Origin of the sequence: Janthinobacterium pasteuri (assembly GCF_051380775.1) — a bacterium.
Taxonomy (GTDB): domain Bacteria; phylum Pseudomonadota; class Gammaproteobacteria; order Burkholderiales; family Burkholderiaceae_D; genus Janthinobacterium.
Genome location: NZ_JBNYXS010000012.1, coordinates 127,107 through 143,271, shown reverse-complemented (window position 1 = coordinate 143,271; position 16,165 = coordinate 127,107). Strand labels below are relative to the sequence as shown.

Genomic DNA, 16,165 nt, shown 5'->3' with positions numbered 1-16,165 from the left:
ATGCGGCGCCGGCAAGCATGGCTGCTGCTGTCCTGCCTGCTGAGCGGCGCGGTGCTGGCGGGCGAACGCCACGCGCTGCTGATCGGCGTGGGCGCCTTGCCCGCCATGCCGCGCAGCAGCTGGCTGGGCGGTCCTACGGCCGACGTGAACGCCATGCGCGCCGCGTTGCGGCAACAGGGTTTCGCCGATGAACATATCTACCGTCTGGCCGATGATGCGGGCGCCAGCCAGGCGCCCACGCGCGCGGCCATCCTGGCGCGCCTGACGCAGCTGGAAAAGACGCTGGGCAAGGACGATGTCCTGCTGCTGTACTGGTCGGGCCACAGCGTGCTGCTGCCCGCCTATCCGGGCCAGGCAGCCGCGCCGCAAGGACGGCGCACGCGCTTGCTGACGCGCGACAGCCAGGTCAGCCACCAGGGGCGGCAGCTCGATGGCGGCGTCGGCAGCAGCGAACTGGGGCGCGCCATCGATGCGTTTGCCGCGCGGCAGACACAGGTCGTGGCCATATTCGATACCTGCCATGCGGCAGCGGGCACGCGCAGCGGTGACGGCCTGGCGTGGCGTGGGCTGGCGGCGAGCGACATCGGCTGGCGCCCGGCCCCTGGCAAGGACACGCCACCAGACGAAGCGCAGGCGCGGCCCCGTTATGTCGCCTTTTTCGCCGCCGAAGCCCAGCAGCGCACGCCGGAGGCCGCCACGGCCGCCACGCCGGGTCTGGCAGCGGGCTTGTTTACCCGGGCCGTCATCGCCGCCTTGCAACGCCAGCCACAAACCTATGCCATGTGGGCCGGCGGCACCACGCAGCAATACAGGAGCGCATTGCAGGCTTACCTGCTGCCCCGCTCCGCCTGGCCTTCGCCCGTGTATGCGGGGGCGCTCGACGCACCGCTGTGGCAGGGCGGCGGTACCGGCCCTGCGCCACTGTGGCCCGTGCAGCGCGATGCGCAGGGCTGGCAAGTGCCGTATGGCCTGCTCGACGGCATACGCGAGGGCGACCTGTTCCGGCAGGCCGGCGCGCGCTGGCGCGCCGCCACGGTCGGCTGGGGAGAAACGCGGCTGACGCTGCTACCGGACAGTGCAGGCGCCGCAGCGGGCTGGGCCAGCCGCACGCCCGCGCCGCTGCCTGCGGGATCGATACGCCCGGGCAAACAGGGGCAGCGTCTCGCCGCCCTGCTGGCGCTGCCTGCCACGCCAGGCCCGCCCCTGCTCGACGCGCGCATCGAACTGACCCTGCCAGGCAAGGCGCCGCGCCAGCTGACATTCGCCGATGGCGACCTTGGCGTGCTGCCGGCCGGTACGCGCATCCGCCTCAGCGTGGAAAACCGCAGCGCCGCCTCCGTCGACCTGGGGCTGGCGCACCTGCCGCTGGACGGCCCCGCCGCGCGCATCTATCCGGCCCTCGACGGCGACAGCAACCGCATGCCGCCCGCCATCGGCGCCGGCATCAGCCGCATCGAGCGCAGCTTCGTCGTCAGCGGCCCCCACTTTGGCGTGGAATGGCTGGCGCTGGTGGCTGCACCGGCGGCAAATGGTTCCCTGCCGCGCCGCTTCGCCATCACCGAAGCGTTGCCGGCCCTGCTACCCACGCGCGGTGCGGCCAACGTTGCAGTGCCCGTGGCGGAAGCGGGCAACCCCGACCAGGCACAGGTGGCACGGCTGTCCTGGCGCTCCATCCAATGAGACGCCTCGCCCTGGGCCTGCTGCTGGCCGTATCGGCCTTGCCGCAAATGGCATCGGCAGGCACCTGCCAGGCCGTGATCGCGCCATGGCTGGCGCAGGCGAACGACGCCAACGGCAAGGAGCAGCCGGCCGTCTCGCTGCCCCTGTTCCAGCGCAGCGTGGCCGCCTGCCGCGCGGCGGACGACCGGGCCGGCATCGCCACCGGCCTGCTGGGCGTGGGCCAGAGCCTGCACATGCTCAACCGCTACGCCGAGAGCGAACAGGCCTTGCTGGAAGGCTGGGCCATCCGCCAGGCACTGGACGACGGCGATCCAGGACGCGAAAGCATGTACTACCCGAGCGAACTGATGTACCTGTACCGCCAGTGGAGCCGCTTCGAGCTGGCCTGGCAATGGGGCGACATCGCGCTGGCGGCGAAAGCGCGCCTGATCGGCAAGGACACGGTATCGTATGGCACCAGCCTGTCCAACCTGTCCGGCGTGGCGCTGCAGACCAAGGAGTATGCGCGCGGCCTGGCGTATGCGCGGCAAGCCATGCAGACGTGGGCCCGCACCTCGGGCGAGGACAGCACCGACCATGCGTGGGGCATGCGCGACGTGGGCGTGCTGCTGCTGCGCATGGGCCGCATGGAAGAAGCCTATGGCTACCTGGAGCGCGCCTACCGGATACGCCTGGCGGCCTTCGGCGAAAACCGCACCGAGACGCAAACGAGCGTGACCGACATGGCCAACTGGTACACCCTGAGCGGCAACGACCGCCAGGCGCTGGCGTTCGCCCAGCGCGCGCTGGCCATGGCGGTGCAGCGCTCGGGGGCCGATTCGATGCAGGCCAGCGTGGCCCTGAACCGCCTGAGCGGCATCCACCTGCGCCTGGGCGAAAGCGGCAAGGCATGGCAAGAGGCGGAGGACGGCCTGCGCATCCGCCGCGCCCTGTTCGGCGACCGCCATGCCAACACCGTCAGCGCCTGGCAGGACGTGGCGCTGACGGCGCTGGCAGACAATCAGCTGGGCCGCGCGGAAGTGGCCGCCGCCGCAGCGCTCGAGCATTGCCGCGCCGTATATGGCAAGGCCGCCGCCACCTGCGCCGCGCACCAGCTCGCGCATGGCAGCGCGCGCATGGCATTGGGGCAGTACCAGCAGGCGCTGGAAGCGGCGCAGGCGGCGGCGCGGCTGGCCATGTCCGGCGGCCAGGCGCTGCCGGCCGACGAAGCCGATGCGCTGCTGCTGGCGGCGCAGGCACAGGCCGCGCTGGGACGCCAGGACGAGGCGGAAACGGCACTGGCCGGCCTGGAGGCGCGGCTGCTGCAAACGCCTCCCGCCACGGCCGGCATGCTCGACACGGTGCGCCAGGCACGCCTGCAGTCGCGCGCGGAGCATGCCGGCATCGGTGCGGCCGAACTGCAGGCGCTGGCGCGCGAGGCGGGCGCCATGGCGCAGCAGCTGGCCGCCACGCGCGGCGCGGCCCATCCCGCCCATGCACAGGCCTTGCTGGACGCGGCCGGACTGAATGCGCGCGCGGGCGATGCCGCCACGGCGCGCTCCCAGTCGGCACGCGCTCTGGCCATCGGCATGGCGAATGAACAGAGCATGCTCGAAGCGCGGGCGGCGGCGCAGCTGGGCGCGCTGGAACCGGACGCGGCCGGCATTTTCCTCGGCAAGCAGGCGGTCAATGCGCTGCAAGCCACGCGCGCCGGCACGGCCAGCCTGCCCGTGCCGCTGCGGCAGGGCTTTGTGCGGCAAAAACGCGCCGCCTATGGCCAGCTGGCGGACCGCCTGCTCGACCAGCATCGCATCCACGAAGCGGAAACCGTGCTGGCCATGGTACGCGAGGACGAATTCCACAGCCTGGTGCGCAGCGCCCCTGATCCGCGCGCCACACGCCTCGGCTACACGGGAGCGGAAGGCGAATGGCAGCGCCAGTTCGATGCGCGCGCCGCCGCCCTGCGCGCAGGCGCTCAGGCGCTGGCTGCGGCGCGCGAACGCCAGGCGCAGGGCGTGGCGCAAGCCGACGACGCATGGCAGCGGGCAAACGACGCCATGGCACTGCTGCTCGATGGCGCCACCGAGGCGCTGGCCACGCTGCCAGCGGCCAGCATGGCCACGCCCACGCCAGCAGGCAAGGCTGGCATGGCGCGGCGCGAACCGCTCAAGCGGGGCGTGCTGCACCTGACTTACCTGGTTACCGAGACGCGCTTGCGCATCGTCGCGCAGCGCGGCGGACGCACCGGCAGCACCATCCACGACGTGGCCATCGACGAGCGCGCGCTGGCGCAGCGCATCGCCCGCCTGCGCCGCAGCGCGCAAGACCCGGGACAGGACGCGCGCGCCGATGCGCAGGCACTGTATGCGCTGCTGCTGGCGCCGGCCAGCCGGGAACTGGACGGCGCCACCTCGCTGTCGCTGTCGCTAGGTGGCGTCTTGCGCTACCTGCCGTTCGCCATGCTGCATGACGGGCGCCGCTGGCTGATCGAACGGCTGCCCGTCTCGCTGCATGCCAGCGGCGGCGAACAGGCCGGCGCACAAGAAGCGCCGCGCCGCGCGCCATCGCTTGCCCTGTTCGGCCAGACGCGCGCCAGCGGCGAACTGCCGGCCCTGCCCTTCGTACAGCGCGAACTGCGCGCCGTGCAGGCGATCGGACACGCGGCGCGCATCCCCAGCCAGGTCTACCTCGATGGCGACTTCACCGGCGCGGCGCTGCAGCGCGCGCTGCCCGCCAACAGCAGCGTGCATATCGCCAGCCATTTCGTGCTGCGCTCGGGCGTGGGCGCGGACTCCTACCTGCTGCTGGGCGATGGCGGCAAACTCAGCCTGGCGGAACTGGCGCAGGACGGCTACCGCTTCGCCGGGCTGGACCTGCTCACTCTGTCGGCCTGCGAAACGGCCGTGCCGGCCGGCACCGATGCCACGGGACGCGAACTGGAAGGCCTGGCCTGGCTGGCCCGCCAGCGCGGCGCGCGCAATGTGCTGGCCAGTTTGTGGCGCGTGTCGGACCAGTCGACGGCCACCCTGATGGGCGATTTTTATGCGGCGCTGGCGCAAGGCAAGGGCAAGCCGCAAGCCTTGCGCCAGGCGCAGTTGCGGCAGATACGTGCCGCCCGGCATGGCGTCACGGCGACGCGGGGCCTGACGCCGCTCGACGCCGCCGGCGGCAGTGGCGACGCACGCGGCCATCCCTTCTACTGGGCCGGTTTCATCCTGCTCGGCTCCTGAGCGCCACACGACGGAAGGCTGTTTTTGGTGTATGCTGGCGGCATGAATAATGACACCGACATCCAGCTCAGCGGCCCCTTCAAGGCCACCGACGGCTCCGGCCGTGCCCACGACATCAAGGCCATCCGCATCTTCGACGAAGGCTACGGCATCATCGACGTCTATGTCGATTTCGCCGCCCCGCTCGAAGCGGGTGCCTACAAGGACAAGACCCTGGTCGGCCACATCCTGGCCCGCTTGCGCAGCCTCGGCTACGTCGGCCCCGACTTCGGCCATGGCGACCTGGGCTTGCAAGACAAGAAACTGATCGTCCTGGAAGCGCCCGAGGAATTTTCCGCCTTTGCCATCAGTAAAGGCTGGAAGGATCTATCAGCCGAGTTTGACGAAGACTGATCTTTCAAGCTATCAACACCATCTGCGCCGCGCCAGCTTCTGCTGCCGCGGCGTTTTTCATGGGCGACCGCTTAGTTCAGCTTAGTTGATATAGCGCGCGCTCCAGGCGGCGATCACATTGGCGACATAAGCCGCATCATCGCGCGCCGTCAATAAATGGTCGGCATCGTCGAGCGAAACGAAACTTTTCGGGTGCTTGGCTGCCGTAAAAATCTCCATCGCGTTCGACAGACTCACGGTCGTATCGTTCGGCGCATGCATCACCAGCAGAGCGCGGCGCAGGCCGGCGATATGGGCCTTCAGGCTGTGGCTACCCGCGTCGTCGACGAATTGCTGGCGGATGCGAAATGGCCGCCCTTCCAGTTGCACCAGCGCCTCGCCGTCCGCGGCGATTTGCTCCAGATGATCGCTGAACAGGCGCGTCACGTAGGCGGGCGTGCTGGGGGCGGCCAGGGTCACCACGGCCGTCGCTTCCGGCACTTGCGCGGCAGCGGCCAGCACGGCGGCGCCACCCAGGCTATGGCCGATCAGCAATTGCGGCGCAGCATGTTTTGCCCGCAGAAAATCGGCAGCGGCCAGCAGGTCGTCCACGTTCGACGAGAAATTCGTGGCGGCAAACTCGCCCTCGCTGGCGCCCAGCCCCGTAAAGTCGAAGCGCAGCACGGCGATGCCGTGTTCCGTCAAGCCTTGCGCGATGCGCCGCGCGGCCAGCACATCCTTGCCGCAGGTAAAGCAATGGGCGAACAGCGCATAGGCGCGGATGGCGCCGTCGGGCGCGTCGAGGCGCGCCGCCAGCACATGGCCGTGCGCGCCGGGAAAATCTTGCCGGGTGGATTTCATTGTCTCAGATCAAAGCTGCCGCGCAGCGCGGCCGATGGCGCATTGTAGCGCTGCGGGGCAGTCGCCGCAGTTAGCCAAGCTTAATCGCGCTTGGGTATGTCCAGTCCCTTGATGACGGCAGGCCGGGCCAGGAACGCTTGCAGCGCGCGCTGCACATTCGGGAAGTTGTCGAAGCCGACGAGGTCGCCAGCGCCATAAAACTCCACCAGGCAGCGCACCCACGGGAAAATGGCGATGTCGGCAATCGTGTATTGCCCGCCCATGATCCAGTCGCGGCCCTGCAGGCGCTGCTCCAGTACGCCCAGCAAGCGCCTGGCTTCGCCGAGATAGCGCTCCAGCGGACGTTTGTCTTCGTAGTCCTTGCCGGCGAATTTGTGGAAGAAGCCCACCTGGCCAAACATGGGGCCGATGCCGCCCATCTGTAACATCAGCCACTGGATGGTTTCGTAGCGCAAGCCCGCGTCCTGCGGCAGGAACTTGCCCGTTTTCTCGGCCAGGTACAGCAGGATGGCGCCCGATTCGAACAGCGCCAGCGGCTTGCCGTCGGGACCGTTCGGGTCGAGGATGGCGGGAATCTTGTTGTTCGGATTGAGCGACAGGAATGCGGGCGACAACTGGTCGTTGTGTTCGAAGCTGACCAGGTGTGGCTCGTACGCCAGACCCAGTTCTTCCAGCAAAATGGAAACCTTGATGCCGTTCGGCGTGGGCAGCGAATACAGCTGCAAGCGCTCGGGATGCAGTGCAGGCCATTTCTCGGTGATGGGAAAGTCGGAGAGTTGGGACATGGAAATCCTTATTGAAGTGTGCGACACGGCGCAAGAAGGCAAGTATAGCCAAGCATGGCAATGTGCGTTGCGTGGCCAGCACGTTCTTGCCACAAGCAAGACCATGGGCTAACTGCGTGTAAGCGTGGATAGCGCCACTGGGCGGCCCGGACATCGCCACGGTTGGCATCACTGCTTGCGCTGGTTCAGCAGGCTCACCGCCTTGTTCAGCACGACATCCTCGCCTGCGGCCAGACTTTCTCTGGTGGCACGCACCTCGACATCGGGAAAAATGCCGATACCCACGAATTCCCGCCCATCGGGATAGGTATCGCGCTTGGCGCAAATCCGCCCATAGCCGCCGCCCGGCAAATACACCAAGATGGGCTGGCCCGTACTGCCTCCGGTCGCCTCGCCTATCTTCAATCCCCTCTGCAATGTATCGAAGGAAACAAGAAAATCTTCTGCCGCTGAAAACGTCGCTGCACCTGTCAGCACAGCCACCGGACCGTCAAAAACACGCTTCCGTGAATAATGCGCTTCACTGCCCTTTCCGCCCATGACTTTCCATACGATATGTTCACCGTCACTCCGGGAATAACCATTGTCGCTCCGAACGTAACTCTTCGAAAACGGGATCGGCTGCCGGGTCAGGTAACTGAGAATATCTGCACCAAACTGTGTGGAACCTCCGCCATTTTTCCGGATATCGAGGACGAGCGCCTTGGCCTGCAGGATGTCAGGGAAAACCTTTTCCAATTTTCTGACGCCTTCATCACTCTCGAAATGGTCGAGGGAGAGATAGGCTATTCGCCCAGGCAACATCTTGAATATAAATGCTTCTTTCTTTTCAATATCGGCATGCCCCGACCTGGCGATGACTTCAATACGCTCAAGACCGGCCATATTGCGCAAGCCAAGCGTGATCGGCCTGTCCGCATCGCCCGACAGGAGCTGATAACCATACGTGCGCAATTGACGGTCCTGCTCCGTTGAACTGCTCACCAAGGGCAAAATGTATTGTTTCGCATAGTCCTGAACCGGCATGCCATCGATGCTGAGCACTTCATCGCCAACTGCAAGCCTGGCCTTCAGCGCAGGACTATAAATTGCCTCTATGACTACTTTGTTGTCCAGCATGGCCGTGCGCAACGGTGGCCGGGCATACAATTTCTTGCTGAGTTCTGGCGGCGCATAAATATTCGTGTGGCCATCCCTGAGCAAGGGCGCCAGTTGCGACAGCACGCGGTAATATTCTTCCGTCGTTCCGGCTGCGATCACCTTGCCCAGGTATTCCAGGTAGACCTTATTCCAGTCGAGCTCCGGCACGTTGTCGAAATGGACGAAACTTTCCCTGACCTGGTGCCAAAATTGCGAAAGCCCCGCCACCCGCTCCTCGACGCTCAAGGTGGCGGCGTAGGGATACGCGGCCTCGGATGGCCATAGCTGACTGGGGATAGCGGCAACGGACAGTATCTTTTGCACGCGTGGGTCATTTGCCATCTTTGCCAGGCCGGGCCTGTCTTTCATTACTTTCAGCAGTATCGGCGTCCAGCCTATGTCGTTGATTTCCTGCAAGGTCTTGACCACCTTGTCTTGCTGCTTCAGTTTGCCATACGTTTCGGCCAGGTCCAGCCTCAGATTAAATCCGCAAAATTTCACATAAATATTACCCGCCGCCAGATCACGGACCTCCGGCCTGTCCAGATAGATAAGGATGGCTTCCAGCGCCTGCGCATATTTTTTCAGCGCTGCCTGGTCATCCCTGGCATTGACAATGATGTTGAAAGCGGCTTTCCGCAGAAACTGCACCTGCTCGTAGCTTGCCATCGCAGTATGCGGAGGCGGCTGTTGAGCGGCATGCGTCGGATTCCAACACGACATGAGTCCCAATACCAGCAGCAACAACAGTTTCATATTTTCCCAAAGATATCGTAACGTTCGCTGGCCTGGCATCTTGCATCCATCACACAAGATGCAGGCAGGCGCTCTGTCCATAAACAGGATGTGCATCTTACAGGAGCAAACAGTGTCAATTATCTCCGTTTGTCACGGGAAGCCGAGCGCAAAACAGGCAGGCAAGGCGCGCAGGAACGGTTCCCCCGCTCAGCCAAACAAGCCATGCAAAAACCAGCGCGGCGCGGCGCCTTCGCCGCTGCCGGCGATGCGTTCGCGGTAGACCCAGTAATGGGCGTGGTCGAGGCCTTCGGCGATGAAATAATCGCGCGCCTGCGACTGGCCCCACCAGCCTGCCTCGATGCGCTCGGCCACGGACACCATTTTCAGGGGCGAGCCATAGAAGGGCCGGTGTTCGCGCATCAAGAGCGCAATGGGCTGGGCCAGCAGCCAGCCGGGACGGGGCATGCCGGGCAAGCCGGGCGGCAAGTCGGGTAGCGCGCTTCTTGAAACGGGCTTGGCCGGCAACGGCAGCCACTGGTTGGCCGCTTCGGGGCGGTAATCGGCGCGTGGCACTGCCTGCAAGACATTCTCGGCACCCAGGCGCGCCACCAGCAATTCCATCAGGCGCTGGCGCTCCTGCGGCGTGCCGCCCGGCTCGGGAAACAGGCTCTCGCTGGGCGGCGCCATGGGCTGCACCTGCAGCGCTTCCAGGGTGAGACCGATCACGGGCGCCTCCAGCACCAGCTGCGCCAGGCGCTCCTTGAGCAAACGCAACAAGTGTTCATCGCGCCAGACGGCCTCGCCCAGGGCCAGCTCGATGACGGTGGGCGGGCGCGCCACCCTGCCCCGCTCGTGGGCCAGCAGCAGTTGTATGCGCTCGACAGCAAATTGCCGCGCACACAGCCAGCCCGTCATTTGCTGCAGCAGGCGGCGCGCGCCGAACAGCAGCGCGTCCGCGTGCTCCACGCGGTCGAACAACTCCAGGCTGGCGCGGAACGTGGGCGGCGCTTCGAGCCACAGATACAGTTCCGTGCTGTGGCCATGTGCGTCGTCAAGCATGTCCAGCAAGGCCCCGCCGCAGCGGCGCTGCAAGCCAGGCCGCGGCAGGTGGCGCAGCTGCCCCAGGGTGCGGCAGCCGATGCCCTCCAGCCAGTCCAGGTAGGGGCGCGCGGGTGGCAGCAAGGCGCACGGCAGGCGGTCGAGGCGGCGCACGAGACTGGCCATGCTTAATGTCCGGCCCCGGCGCGTACCGGCGCGCGCCAGCAGCCAGGCGCCCCGCGCCGTGGGGGCGCACGACAGCTGGGCCGTGTAGCCGAGTGTGCGCAAGCTGGCCGCGATTTGCCGGCACAGGGCGCGCACACCGCCAAACAGGCGCAGGCTGGCGCCCGCGTCGACCAGCAGGGTGGCTTCTTCGCCCTGCGCCACCAGCGGCGAGTATTGCAGCAGCGCCAGCGCCACCGCTTGCAGGGCTTGCGCTTCCAGCTCGTGCGAGCGTTCATGCAGGCGTGCCTGCGGCGCCAGCATCAGCGCGCCCGCGCGGCGCATGCCCGGCCGGATGCCAGCCGCCTGCGCCAGCGGCGACAGGAGCATCACTTGCTCCTGCTCCAGCACCACGCTCAGGCGGTCAGCCGACCAGCGCGGGCAAAACACTTCGAGCGGAAGCCGGGGCAGGCACAGGCCGATCCAGAGTCGCATGGCGTAGCAATAATGAAGGAGGTTGCAGGGGCAGGAACAGGGGCGCGTCGCGCTGCGGTCCCCGGCGCTTGATGAAGCCGATCTCGATGCCGCCTGCGGCCGGGCGCACGGACAGGCGCAGCGGCGCTGGCGACGCATCCTGCGCGCCGTGCAAGGGGCGCAGCATGCAAAACAGGGTGTTACCGCCTTGCGCGGCCAGGTGCAAGCGGCGCAGGCTGTCGGCGCGCACGTGCGACTGCCAGAACAGCAAGGCGCCGCAACTGCCGCTGCGCAAGATGTTTTCCGCCGCCCACAAGGCATCCTTGCTGCTGGCGCTCTTTAGCCACAGCAGCTGCGACGACGCCAGTCCCTGCGCGGCCAGGGCCAGCGCCTGCGGCGGATGGGGCGGCTGCAGCAGCACGATGGGCAAACCCGGCAGCTGCGCCAGCGCGGGCGCCAGCAAACGCAATTCGCCGCTGCCCGGCTGCTGCACCAGCAGATCGATGAGGCTGCCACTGGGCCAGCCGCCGCCGGGCAGTTGCGCGGACAGGGCGGCGAAGCCCGTGTCCAGGCAGCGCGTGGCACCCTGGCCCAGCTGCGATGCACGCCATAAAGAAGGGTGCAAGGCTTCCGGCGTGGCCATCAATTCGGAATGTTGCATAATTGAATATGAAGATAAGTACTGTATGCATATACAGTACTATCCAACCCTCCTTTTGGCAAGGCTTATCTGCTTATTCTCTGTGCATCGCCGCTGCCCGGGCCGCTTCGCCATGTCCGAAAAACCCCGTTTCTGGCATCGATTGCTGTACCATAAGCACTCTCCTTACCGCCTGGCAAAGTACCAGGCGGCTCCCTCCGTCCATAAGGAAACGCATTTGACCACCATCCAAATCATCAGCGCCATCGTCTTCGGCCTTGCGCTCATCCACACCTTCGCCGCCAAGTCGTTTGAAACCCTGGCGCAGCGCCACCCCCGTCATGCAGGCATGCTGCACTTGCTGGGCGAAGTGGAAGTCGTATTCGGCTTCTGGGCCTTCATTTTGATCATCATCATGGCCTTTGTCTCGGGCGGCGAGGCGGCCATCGAGTATGCCGAATCGCGCCAGTACACAGAACCGCTGTTCGTCTTTGTCGTCATGGTGGTAGCCGCCTCGCGCCCCGTGCTCGACGCCGTGCAGCGCCTGTTGAAAAGCGTGGCGCGCCTCATGCCGCTGCGCACGGAACTGGCCCTCGTCTGGCTGGGACTGGCGCTCGTGCCCCTGACGGGCTCGATGATCACGGAACCGGCCGCCATGACCCTGGCCGCGCTGATGCTGGCACCACAAATCTTCCGTCCGGGCATACCCGAATGGCTGAAATATGGCGCGCTGGGCGTGCTGTTCGTCAACGTGTCCATCGGCGGCACCCTGACCTCATACGCGGCGCCGCCCGTGCTGATGGTGGCCACCACGTGGAACTGGGACAGCGCCTTCATGGCCAGCCATTTCGGCTGGAAAGCGGCCATCGCCGTGCTGGTCAATGCCACGGGCGTGAGCATCCTGCTGCGCAAATACCTGCACAGCAACACGTCCGATATCAAGCCGAAAGCGGGTGACGTGGAAGCGCCGAAAGTGCCGCTGGCCGTCAGCGTCGTGCACATGATCGTGCTGGGCGGCGTGGTCGCCCTGGCGCACCATCCCGTGCTGTTCTTCGGCCTGTTCCTGTTCTTCCTCGGCTTCGTGCAGGCGTATGAGCGCTATCAAAGCCCGCTGATCCTGAAAGAGGGTTTATTGGTCGGCTTCTTCCTGGGCGGCCTGGTAGTACTGGGCGGCATGCAGCAATGGTGGCTGCAGCCCATCGTCTCGAGCCTGAAGCCGCTGGCCCTGTTCTTCGGCGCCCTGGGCTTGACGGCCATTACCGACAATGCGGCCCTCACTTACCTCGGTTCGCTGATCGTCGGCATGACGGACGAAGCGAAATACATGCTGGTGGCCGGCGCCGTGGCCGGTGGCGGCCTGACCGTCATCGCCAACGCGCCGAACCCGGCCGGCGTGGCACTGCTGCGCCGCGGCTTCCAGGATGAATCGATCGGCGCCGTCGGCCTGCTGGCCGGCGCCCTGCTGCCGACGGCCGTGGCGGCCCTGGCTTTCCTGGCTTTGTAGTCAGCGCAGTGCGGCGGCCAACCTGGCCGCCGCTTTAATCCCCTTCATACACGAGGAAGTGCAGCCGGTCATAAAACAGGCTGTAGGCATAGTCGAACGTGCCCACGCTGCGAAAACCCTTGTGCAGATACACTTGCAGCGCTTCGCTCTTTTCCCATACCGTCAGGGTGATGCGCGCACAGCCCTTGCGGCTGGCCAGGTCGCGGATTTCATGGAACATTTGCCGGAACAGGCCCTGCCCCCGGTATTTCTCGTCGATGGCCAGGCTGCTGACGAAACAGTCGTCGGCGCGCGCATGCGCTAGCACGAATGCGTCATACGCATCGTCGAGCGCCTTCATGTCATCGCGGTAATACGAGACGGCGCCGCAGGCATGGAACTCGGCCATCGTCGCAGCCGTGAAGAAGCCGATGAAACGCTCATCCTCGTCATGCAAGCCATGGATATGCGCCAGGTAGGGATCGATATTCTGCCGCCGCTGCAATTCGACAAATTGCAGATTGAGTTTATTGCCGAACGAGCAGTATTCGAGGTAGCTGGTGGCAAACAGCAGTTTCGCCATGCGGTTCTTCGCCTCGTCGTCCAGCAGTTCGCCCGCCACCAGCTTGAGCGGCGCATGCGACAGCAAGCCCGCCTGCACCTCATCGCCGGACGGAGCGGCATCGCCGACGGCCGGCATGCGGCTGCCGTGGCGGCCCACGGTGGGACGCCAGAAATTGCCGGCGGCAATATGCTGCGAACGGTGGGCCAGCAGGTAGCGGCAAAAGACGGCATTCACGCGGTCCAGCTGCGGGTCGTCCGACAGCACCGAGTAATAGTGAAAATGATCGATGTCCGCCCGCAGCTGGGCCGCATACGCCATGCGCGGCACTTCTTCGATGTCGAACACGTCGACGATGTCGGGCAGGCGCAATGGATCGTCGAGTTGCCAGTCGATTTCATCGAGCCTGGCGACGCAGCGCGCATACGCACGCCGCTCCTCGTCGCTCAAGGGGATGTGCATGCCGGTAATGATATCGTCCAGCAGCCGCATGCCGCGGATGCCGCCCGTCACCGCTTCCCGCGCGCCGTCATACAGCACGCAATAGCGCTGGTAGAACTCGGCATGGCTGAGCAGGGTCACGCCCAGGTTCTTCTTCCATTCGGCATAGAACTGGCCAAACAGCTGCGCCTCGAATTGCGGGCAAGAACGGGGAATCTCCCCATCGATGCGCGCATAGGCGAGATTCACATTGCGCTGGATCACACGCAGCGCAGCATCGTTCTTCTTGGCGATCAGCATGCCCGTTTCATCGAGGAACAGATTCATCCAGCTGACATGCTGGCGCTCTTCGCTGTCACCGTCCTTGCGCTGGAAATAATCGGGCACTTCCGGCTTTATCAGGAAAATCGTCGCCGGATTATGCGGGATCGTATCGACATCCATATACATGCCGCCGTATTCGCACAGGATGAGGATGCGGAAATAATCGGACAAGGTGGCGAAGTAGCGCTGCGTATGCAGGGTATCGAGGATATCGAAGCGGGCCGGCGCAAAGTCCAGCGCCAGCGCGCGCAACGAGTTGATATGCAGGGTCGTGCCACCGATGGCGTAGCGCCCTATCGTGTAGCGCCCGGCGCCGCCCGTGGGGCTGAAGCGCGCGTCATCGCGCAATTGCTCCCCATCCCACACCCACAGGATCGAGACATACGGCGCGCCGCCGTTGTGCCGCACGTCGTCGAGCGCCGCGCCCCACTGCCCGATCGCCTCACAGGCGATGGCCGGCAACGGCCCGCCCATCCAGATGCGGTGCAGGTAGCGCTCGTCGTCGCCCAGTGCGCGCGTGGGGATGCAGCTCAGCGAGGAACAGCTTGCGGCATTGAAATGCGTAAAATTGACGGCGACGAAGCTGCGCAGGGCGGCGATGCCCGCCTGGTGCTCCACGGCCATTTGTTCCAGGTCGCTGCTGGCGGGCCGGACATCGGCCACGGTGATGTAATCGAGTTTCAGCCGGTGGATGCGAAACTCGTACTCCAGGTTGAAAATCTTTGCTTGATCGTGTTTCGATGCCAGGTCATCTATTTTCATGGGCGCACCATTTTCCGCAGGAGAGTGTCAATAATCGTCACAGGAGATAAAACAAGGTCGGGAACATGCGCATCGCTGCGCCATCAATGCCGGGCCAGCCGCACCTCGCCTTCCCGGCGCCCCGCCATGCCGCGCGTAAACACCAGCAGGCAGGCGGCGATGACCACGATGACGGGGATATTGAGCAGCGCATACGTTTCCAGCGCATAGCCGAAGCGCTGGCACAGCACGTTGTACAGCTGTAGCCAGGCGGACAAATAAATGCAGTACAGCAAGCTCATGGCAGCCGTCGTCAAGGTCATCGATTCCTTGCTGGCCGTAATCGCGCTGCGGATCAGGGCGCCATTGAACAGGCCGAAGCCGATGGAATAGACAAACATGCAGGCCGCAAACACATCGACGTGATGGCGGCCCGCGCCGGCGCCCAGCATGCCGGCGGCCGCGATCAGCCCGCCCAGGCGCAGCAGCTGCACGAGCGGGAAATCCTGCCGCAGGCGCTGGATGGCGATGCTGCTGAGCACAAAGCCGGACAAAATCACGCATTGCAGGGCGATATAGGTGGCATAGGAGGCGCCCATTTCCTGCAGCACGAAGATGGGCGAAAAGCCGATCCAGGCCGTCAGGGGCACGGTGGCCAGCCCGGCCGTGAACATGCCGAACATGAAACGCCCGTTGCTGAAAATGGCGACATAGCTGCGCACGATGGCGGCAAGGTTCAGGCGCGTGACCGCCGCCGCCGCGCGCGGCATGCTCTTGAACAGGCCCAGCAAGGACAGCAGCGCCAGCAGGCCAGAAAGGAAAAAGACGTAGCGCCAGTCCAGCCGGCTGATAATGGCGCTGCCGAGGATGGGGCCGGCCAGGGGCGCAAGGATGGTGGTGCTCGATAAAATGCTGCTGAGCTTGACGGCCGCCATGTCATCGAACAGTTCATGGATCATGGCATAGCCGACAAAGATGAAGCAGCAGCCCATGCCCTGGATGAAGCGCGCGGCGAGAAATTGCTCGATCGAGGCGGCAAACGGCACCGCCAGCGTGGCCAGCAAGAACAAGGTATTGCCAGTCAGCACCAGCTTGCGCTTGCCGATGGTGTCGGCCAGCGGGCCCAGGAAAATCTGCAGCGAGCTACCGCCCAGCAGATACAGGCTCAGGGACAGCGGGACGAACTTCTTCTCCGCCTGGAACTCGTCGACGATGCCCAGCATCGCCGGCATGATCATGTCGTTCGACAGATAAATATTCAGTTCAAAGACGAGGAAAAATGCAAAAAAACACAACAACTGCCTGGACTTGATGGACATGGCGCGTTCCGTAACGTGGGTGGCTGCCGTCAGTGCGTATCGGCCGTCGGGGCATGGGACGGCGGACACATTTCACACTGAAAACGTGTACCAATTGTATACCAGTTAGTATTTTTAGCGCCTTTTTTTGTGACTTTTAAATACCGCAACAATACCACTTACCAAAAATCGATGGCAGGACGGCATTCGCTGGGGA

General features: G+C 64.9%; 11 protein-coding genes. 4 read left to right on the top strand and 7 right to left on the bottom strand.

What is annotated here, in order from left to right; genetic code table 11:
* The 3 genes from ACQ4WN_RS14340 to ACQ4WN_RS14330 are packed head-to-tail and all read left to right on the top strand — an operon-like array spanning window position 1 to window position 5,282.
* Entirely contained in the window at window positions 1–1,680 is a 1,680-nt protein-coding gene (locus tag ACQ4WN_RS14340) for a caspase family protein (RefSeq protein ID WP_436552143.1), read from the top strand.
* The gene (locus ACQ4WN_RS14335; RefSeq protein WP_436552142.1) at window positions 1,677–4,889 is read left to right on the top strand and encodes a CHAT domain-containing tetratricopeptide repeat protein; all 3,213 of its coding nucleotides are present in this window, start codon (window positions 1,677–1,679) and stop codon (window positions 4,887–4,889) included. The genes ACQ4WN_RS14340 and ACQ4WN_RS14335 overlap by 4 nt, the downstream gene beginning before the upstream one ends.
* A 42-nt stretch (window positions 4,890–4,931) precedes the next feature.
* Window positions 4,932–5,282: a hypothetical protein gene (locus tag ACQ4WN_RS14330; RefSeq protein ID WP_035827997.1), complete on the top strand. Its 351-nt coding sequence runs from the start codon at window positions 4,932–4,934 to the stop codon at window positions 5,280–5,282.
* Window positions 5,283–5,363: 81 nt separating this feature from the next.
* On the opposite strand, the gene ACQ4WN_RS14325 is transcribed toward ACQ4WN_RS14330, so the two are convergent.
* From ACQ4WN_RS14325 to imuA, 5 genes are all read right to left on the bottom strand, one after another.
* A complete protein-coding gene (locus ACQ4WN_RS14325; RefSeq protein ID WP_436552141.1) occupies window positions 5,364–6,122 on the bottom strand; it encodes an alpha/beta hydrolase family protein in 759 nt (252 codons plus the stop codon).
* Window positions 6,123–6,202: 80 nt separating this feature from the next.
* Complete coding sequence (locus tag ACQ4WN_RS14320; protein WP_436552140.1) at window positions 6,203–6,907, bottom strand: glutathione binding-like protein; 705 nt, start codon at window positions 6,905–6,907, stop codon at window positions 6,203–6,205.
* A gap of 168 nt (window positions 6,908–7,075) precedes the next feature.
* Window positions 7,076–8,803 (bottom strand): S41 family peptidase, encoded by a 1,728-nt coding sequence (locus ACQ4WN_RS14315; RefSeq protein ID WP_436552139.1) that lies wholly within the window; start codon window positions 8,801–8,803, stop codon window positions 7,076–7,078.
* A 189-nt stretch (window positions 8,804–8,992) separates the two neighbouring features.
* The gene (locus ACQ4WN_RS14310; protein ID WP_436552138.1) at window positions 8,993–10,480 is read right to left on the bottom strand and encodes a Y-family DNA polymerase; all 1,488 of its coding nucleotides are present in this window, start codon (window positions 10,478–10,480) and stop codon (window positions 8,993–8,995) included.
* Window positions 10,410–11,120, bottom strand: a complete 711-nt coding sequence (gene imuA / locus ACQ4WN_RS14305) for a translesion DNA synthesis-associated protein ImuA (RefSeq protein ID WP_436552137.1) — start codon at window positions 11,118–11,120, stop codon at window positions 10,410–10,412. The genes ACQ4WN_RS14310 and imuA overlap by 71 nt, the downstream gene beginning before the upstream one ends.
* A 217-nt stretch (window positions 11,121–11,337) precedes the next feature.
* On the opposite strand from imuA, the gene ACQ4WN_RS14300 reads away from it, so the two are divergent.
* Window positions 11,338–12,603, top strand: a complete 1,266-nt coding sequence (locus ACQ4WN_RS14300) for a putative Na+/H+ antiporter (protein WP_436552136.1) — start codon at window positions 11,338–11,340, stop codon at window positions 12,601–12,603.
* Between the two features lie 34 nt (window positions 12,604–12,637).
* Here ACQ4WN_RS14300 and ACQ4WN_RS14295 read toward each other — a convergent pair whose 3' ends face one another.
* Window positions 12,638–14,671: a GNAT family N-acetyltransferase gene (locus ACQ4WN_RS14295; RefSeq protein WP_436552135.1), complete on the bottom strand. Its 2,034-nt coding sequence runs from the start codon at window positions 14,669–14,671 to the stop codon at window positions 12,638–12,640.
* Window positions 14,672–14,754: 83 nt separating this feature from the next.
* Complete coding sequence (locus ACQ4WN_RS14290; protein ID WP_436552134.1) at window positions 14,755–15,969, bottom strand: MFS transporter; 1,215 nt, start codon at window positions 15,967–15,969, stop codon at window positions 14,755–14,757.
* Window positions 15,970–16,165: the final 196 nt, after the last annotated feature.

Excerpts from the sequence above, each read along its gene's own strand:
- ACQ4WN_RS14340 (WP_436552143.1), top strand. The coding sequence starts at position 1 with ATGCGGCGCCGGCAAGCATGGCTGCTGCTGTCCTGCCTGCTGAGCGGC.
- ACQ4WN_RS14335 (WP_436552142.1), top strand. The coding sequence starts at position 1,677 with ATGAGACGCCTCGCCCTGGGCCTGCTGCTGGCCGTATCGGCCTTGCCG.
- ACQ4WN_RS14330 (WP_035827997.1), top strand. The coding sequence starts at position 4,932 with ATGAATAATGACACCGACATCCAGCTCAGCGGCCCCTTCAAGGCCACC.
- ACQ4WN_RS14325 (WP_436552141.1), bottom strand. The coding sequence starts at position 6,122 with ATGAAATCCACCCGGCAAGATTTTCCCGGCGCGCACGGCCATGTGCTG.
- ACQ4WN_RS14320 (WP_436552140.1), bottom strand. The coding sequence starts at position 6,907 with ATGTCCCAACTCTCCGACTTTCCCATCACCGAGAAATGGCCTGCACTG.
- ACQ4WN_RS14315 (WP_436552139.1), bottom strand. The coding sequence starts at position 8,803 with ATGAAACTGTTGTTGCTGCTGGTATTGGGACTCATGTCGTGTTGGAAT.
- ACQ4WN_RS14310 (WP_436552138.1), bottom strand. The coding sequence starts at position 10,480 with ATGCGACTCTGGATCGGCCTGTGCCTGCCCCGGCTTCCGCTCGAAGTG.
- imuA (WP_436552137.1), bottom strand. The coding sequence starts at position 11,120 with ATGCAACATTCCGAATTGATGGCCACGCCGGAAGCCTTGCACCCTTCT.
- ACQ4WN_RS14295 (WP_436552135.1), bottom strand. The coding sequence starts at position 14,671 with ATGAAAATAGATGACCTGGCATCGAAACACGATCAAGCAAAGATTTTC.
- ACQ4WN_RS14290 (WP_436552134.1), bottom strand. The coding sequence starts at position 15,969 with ATGTCCATCAAGTCCAGGCAGTTGTTGTGTTTTTTTGCATTTTTCCTC.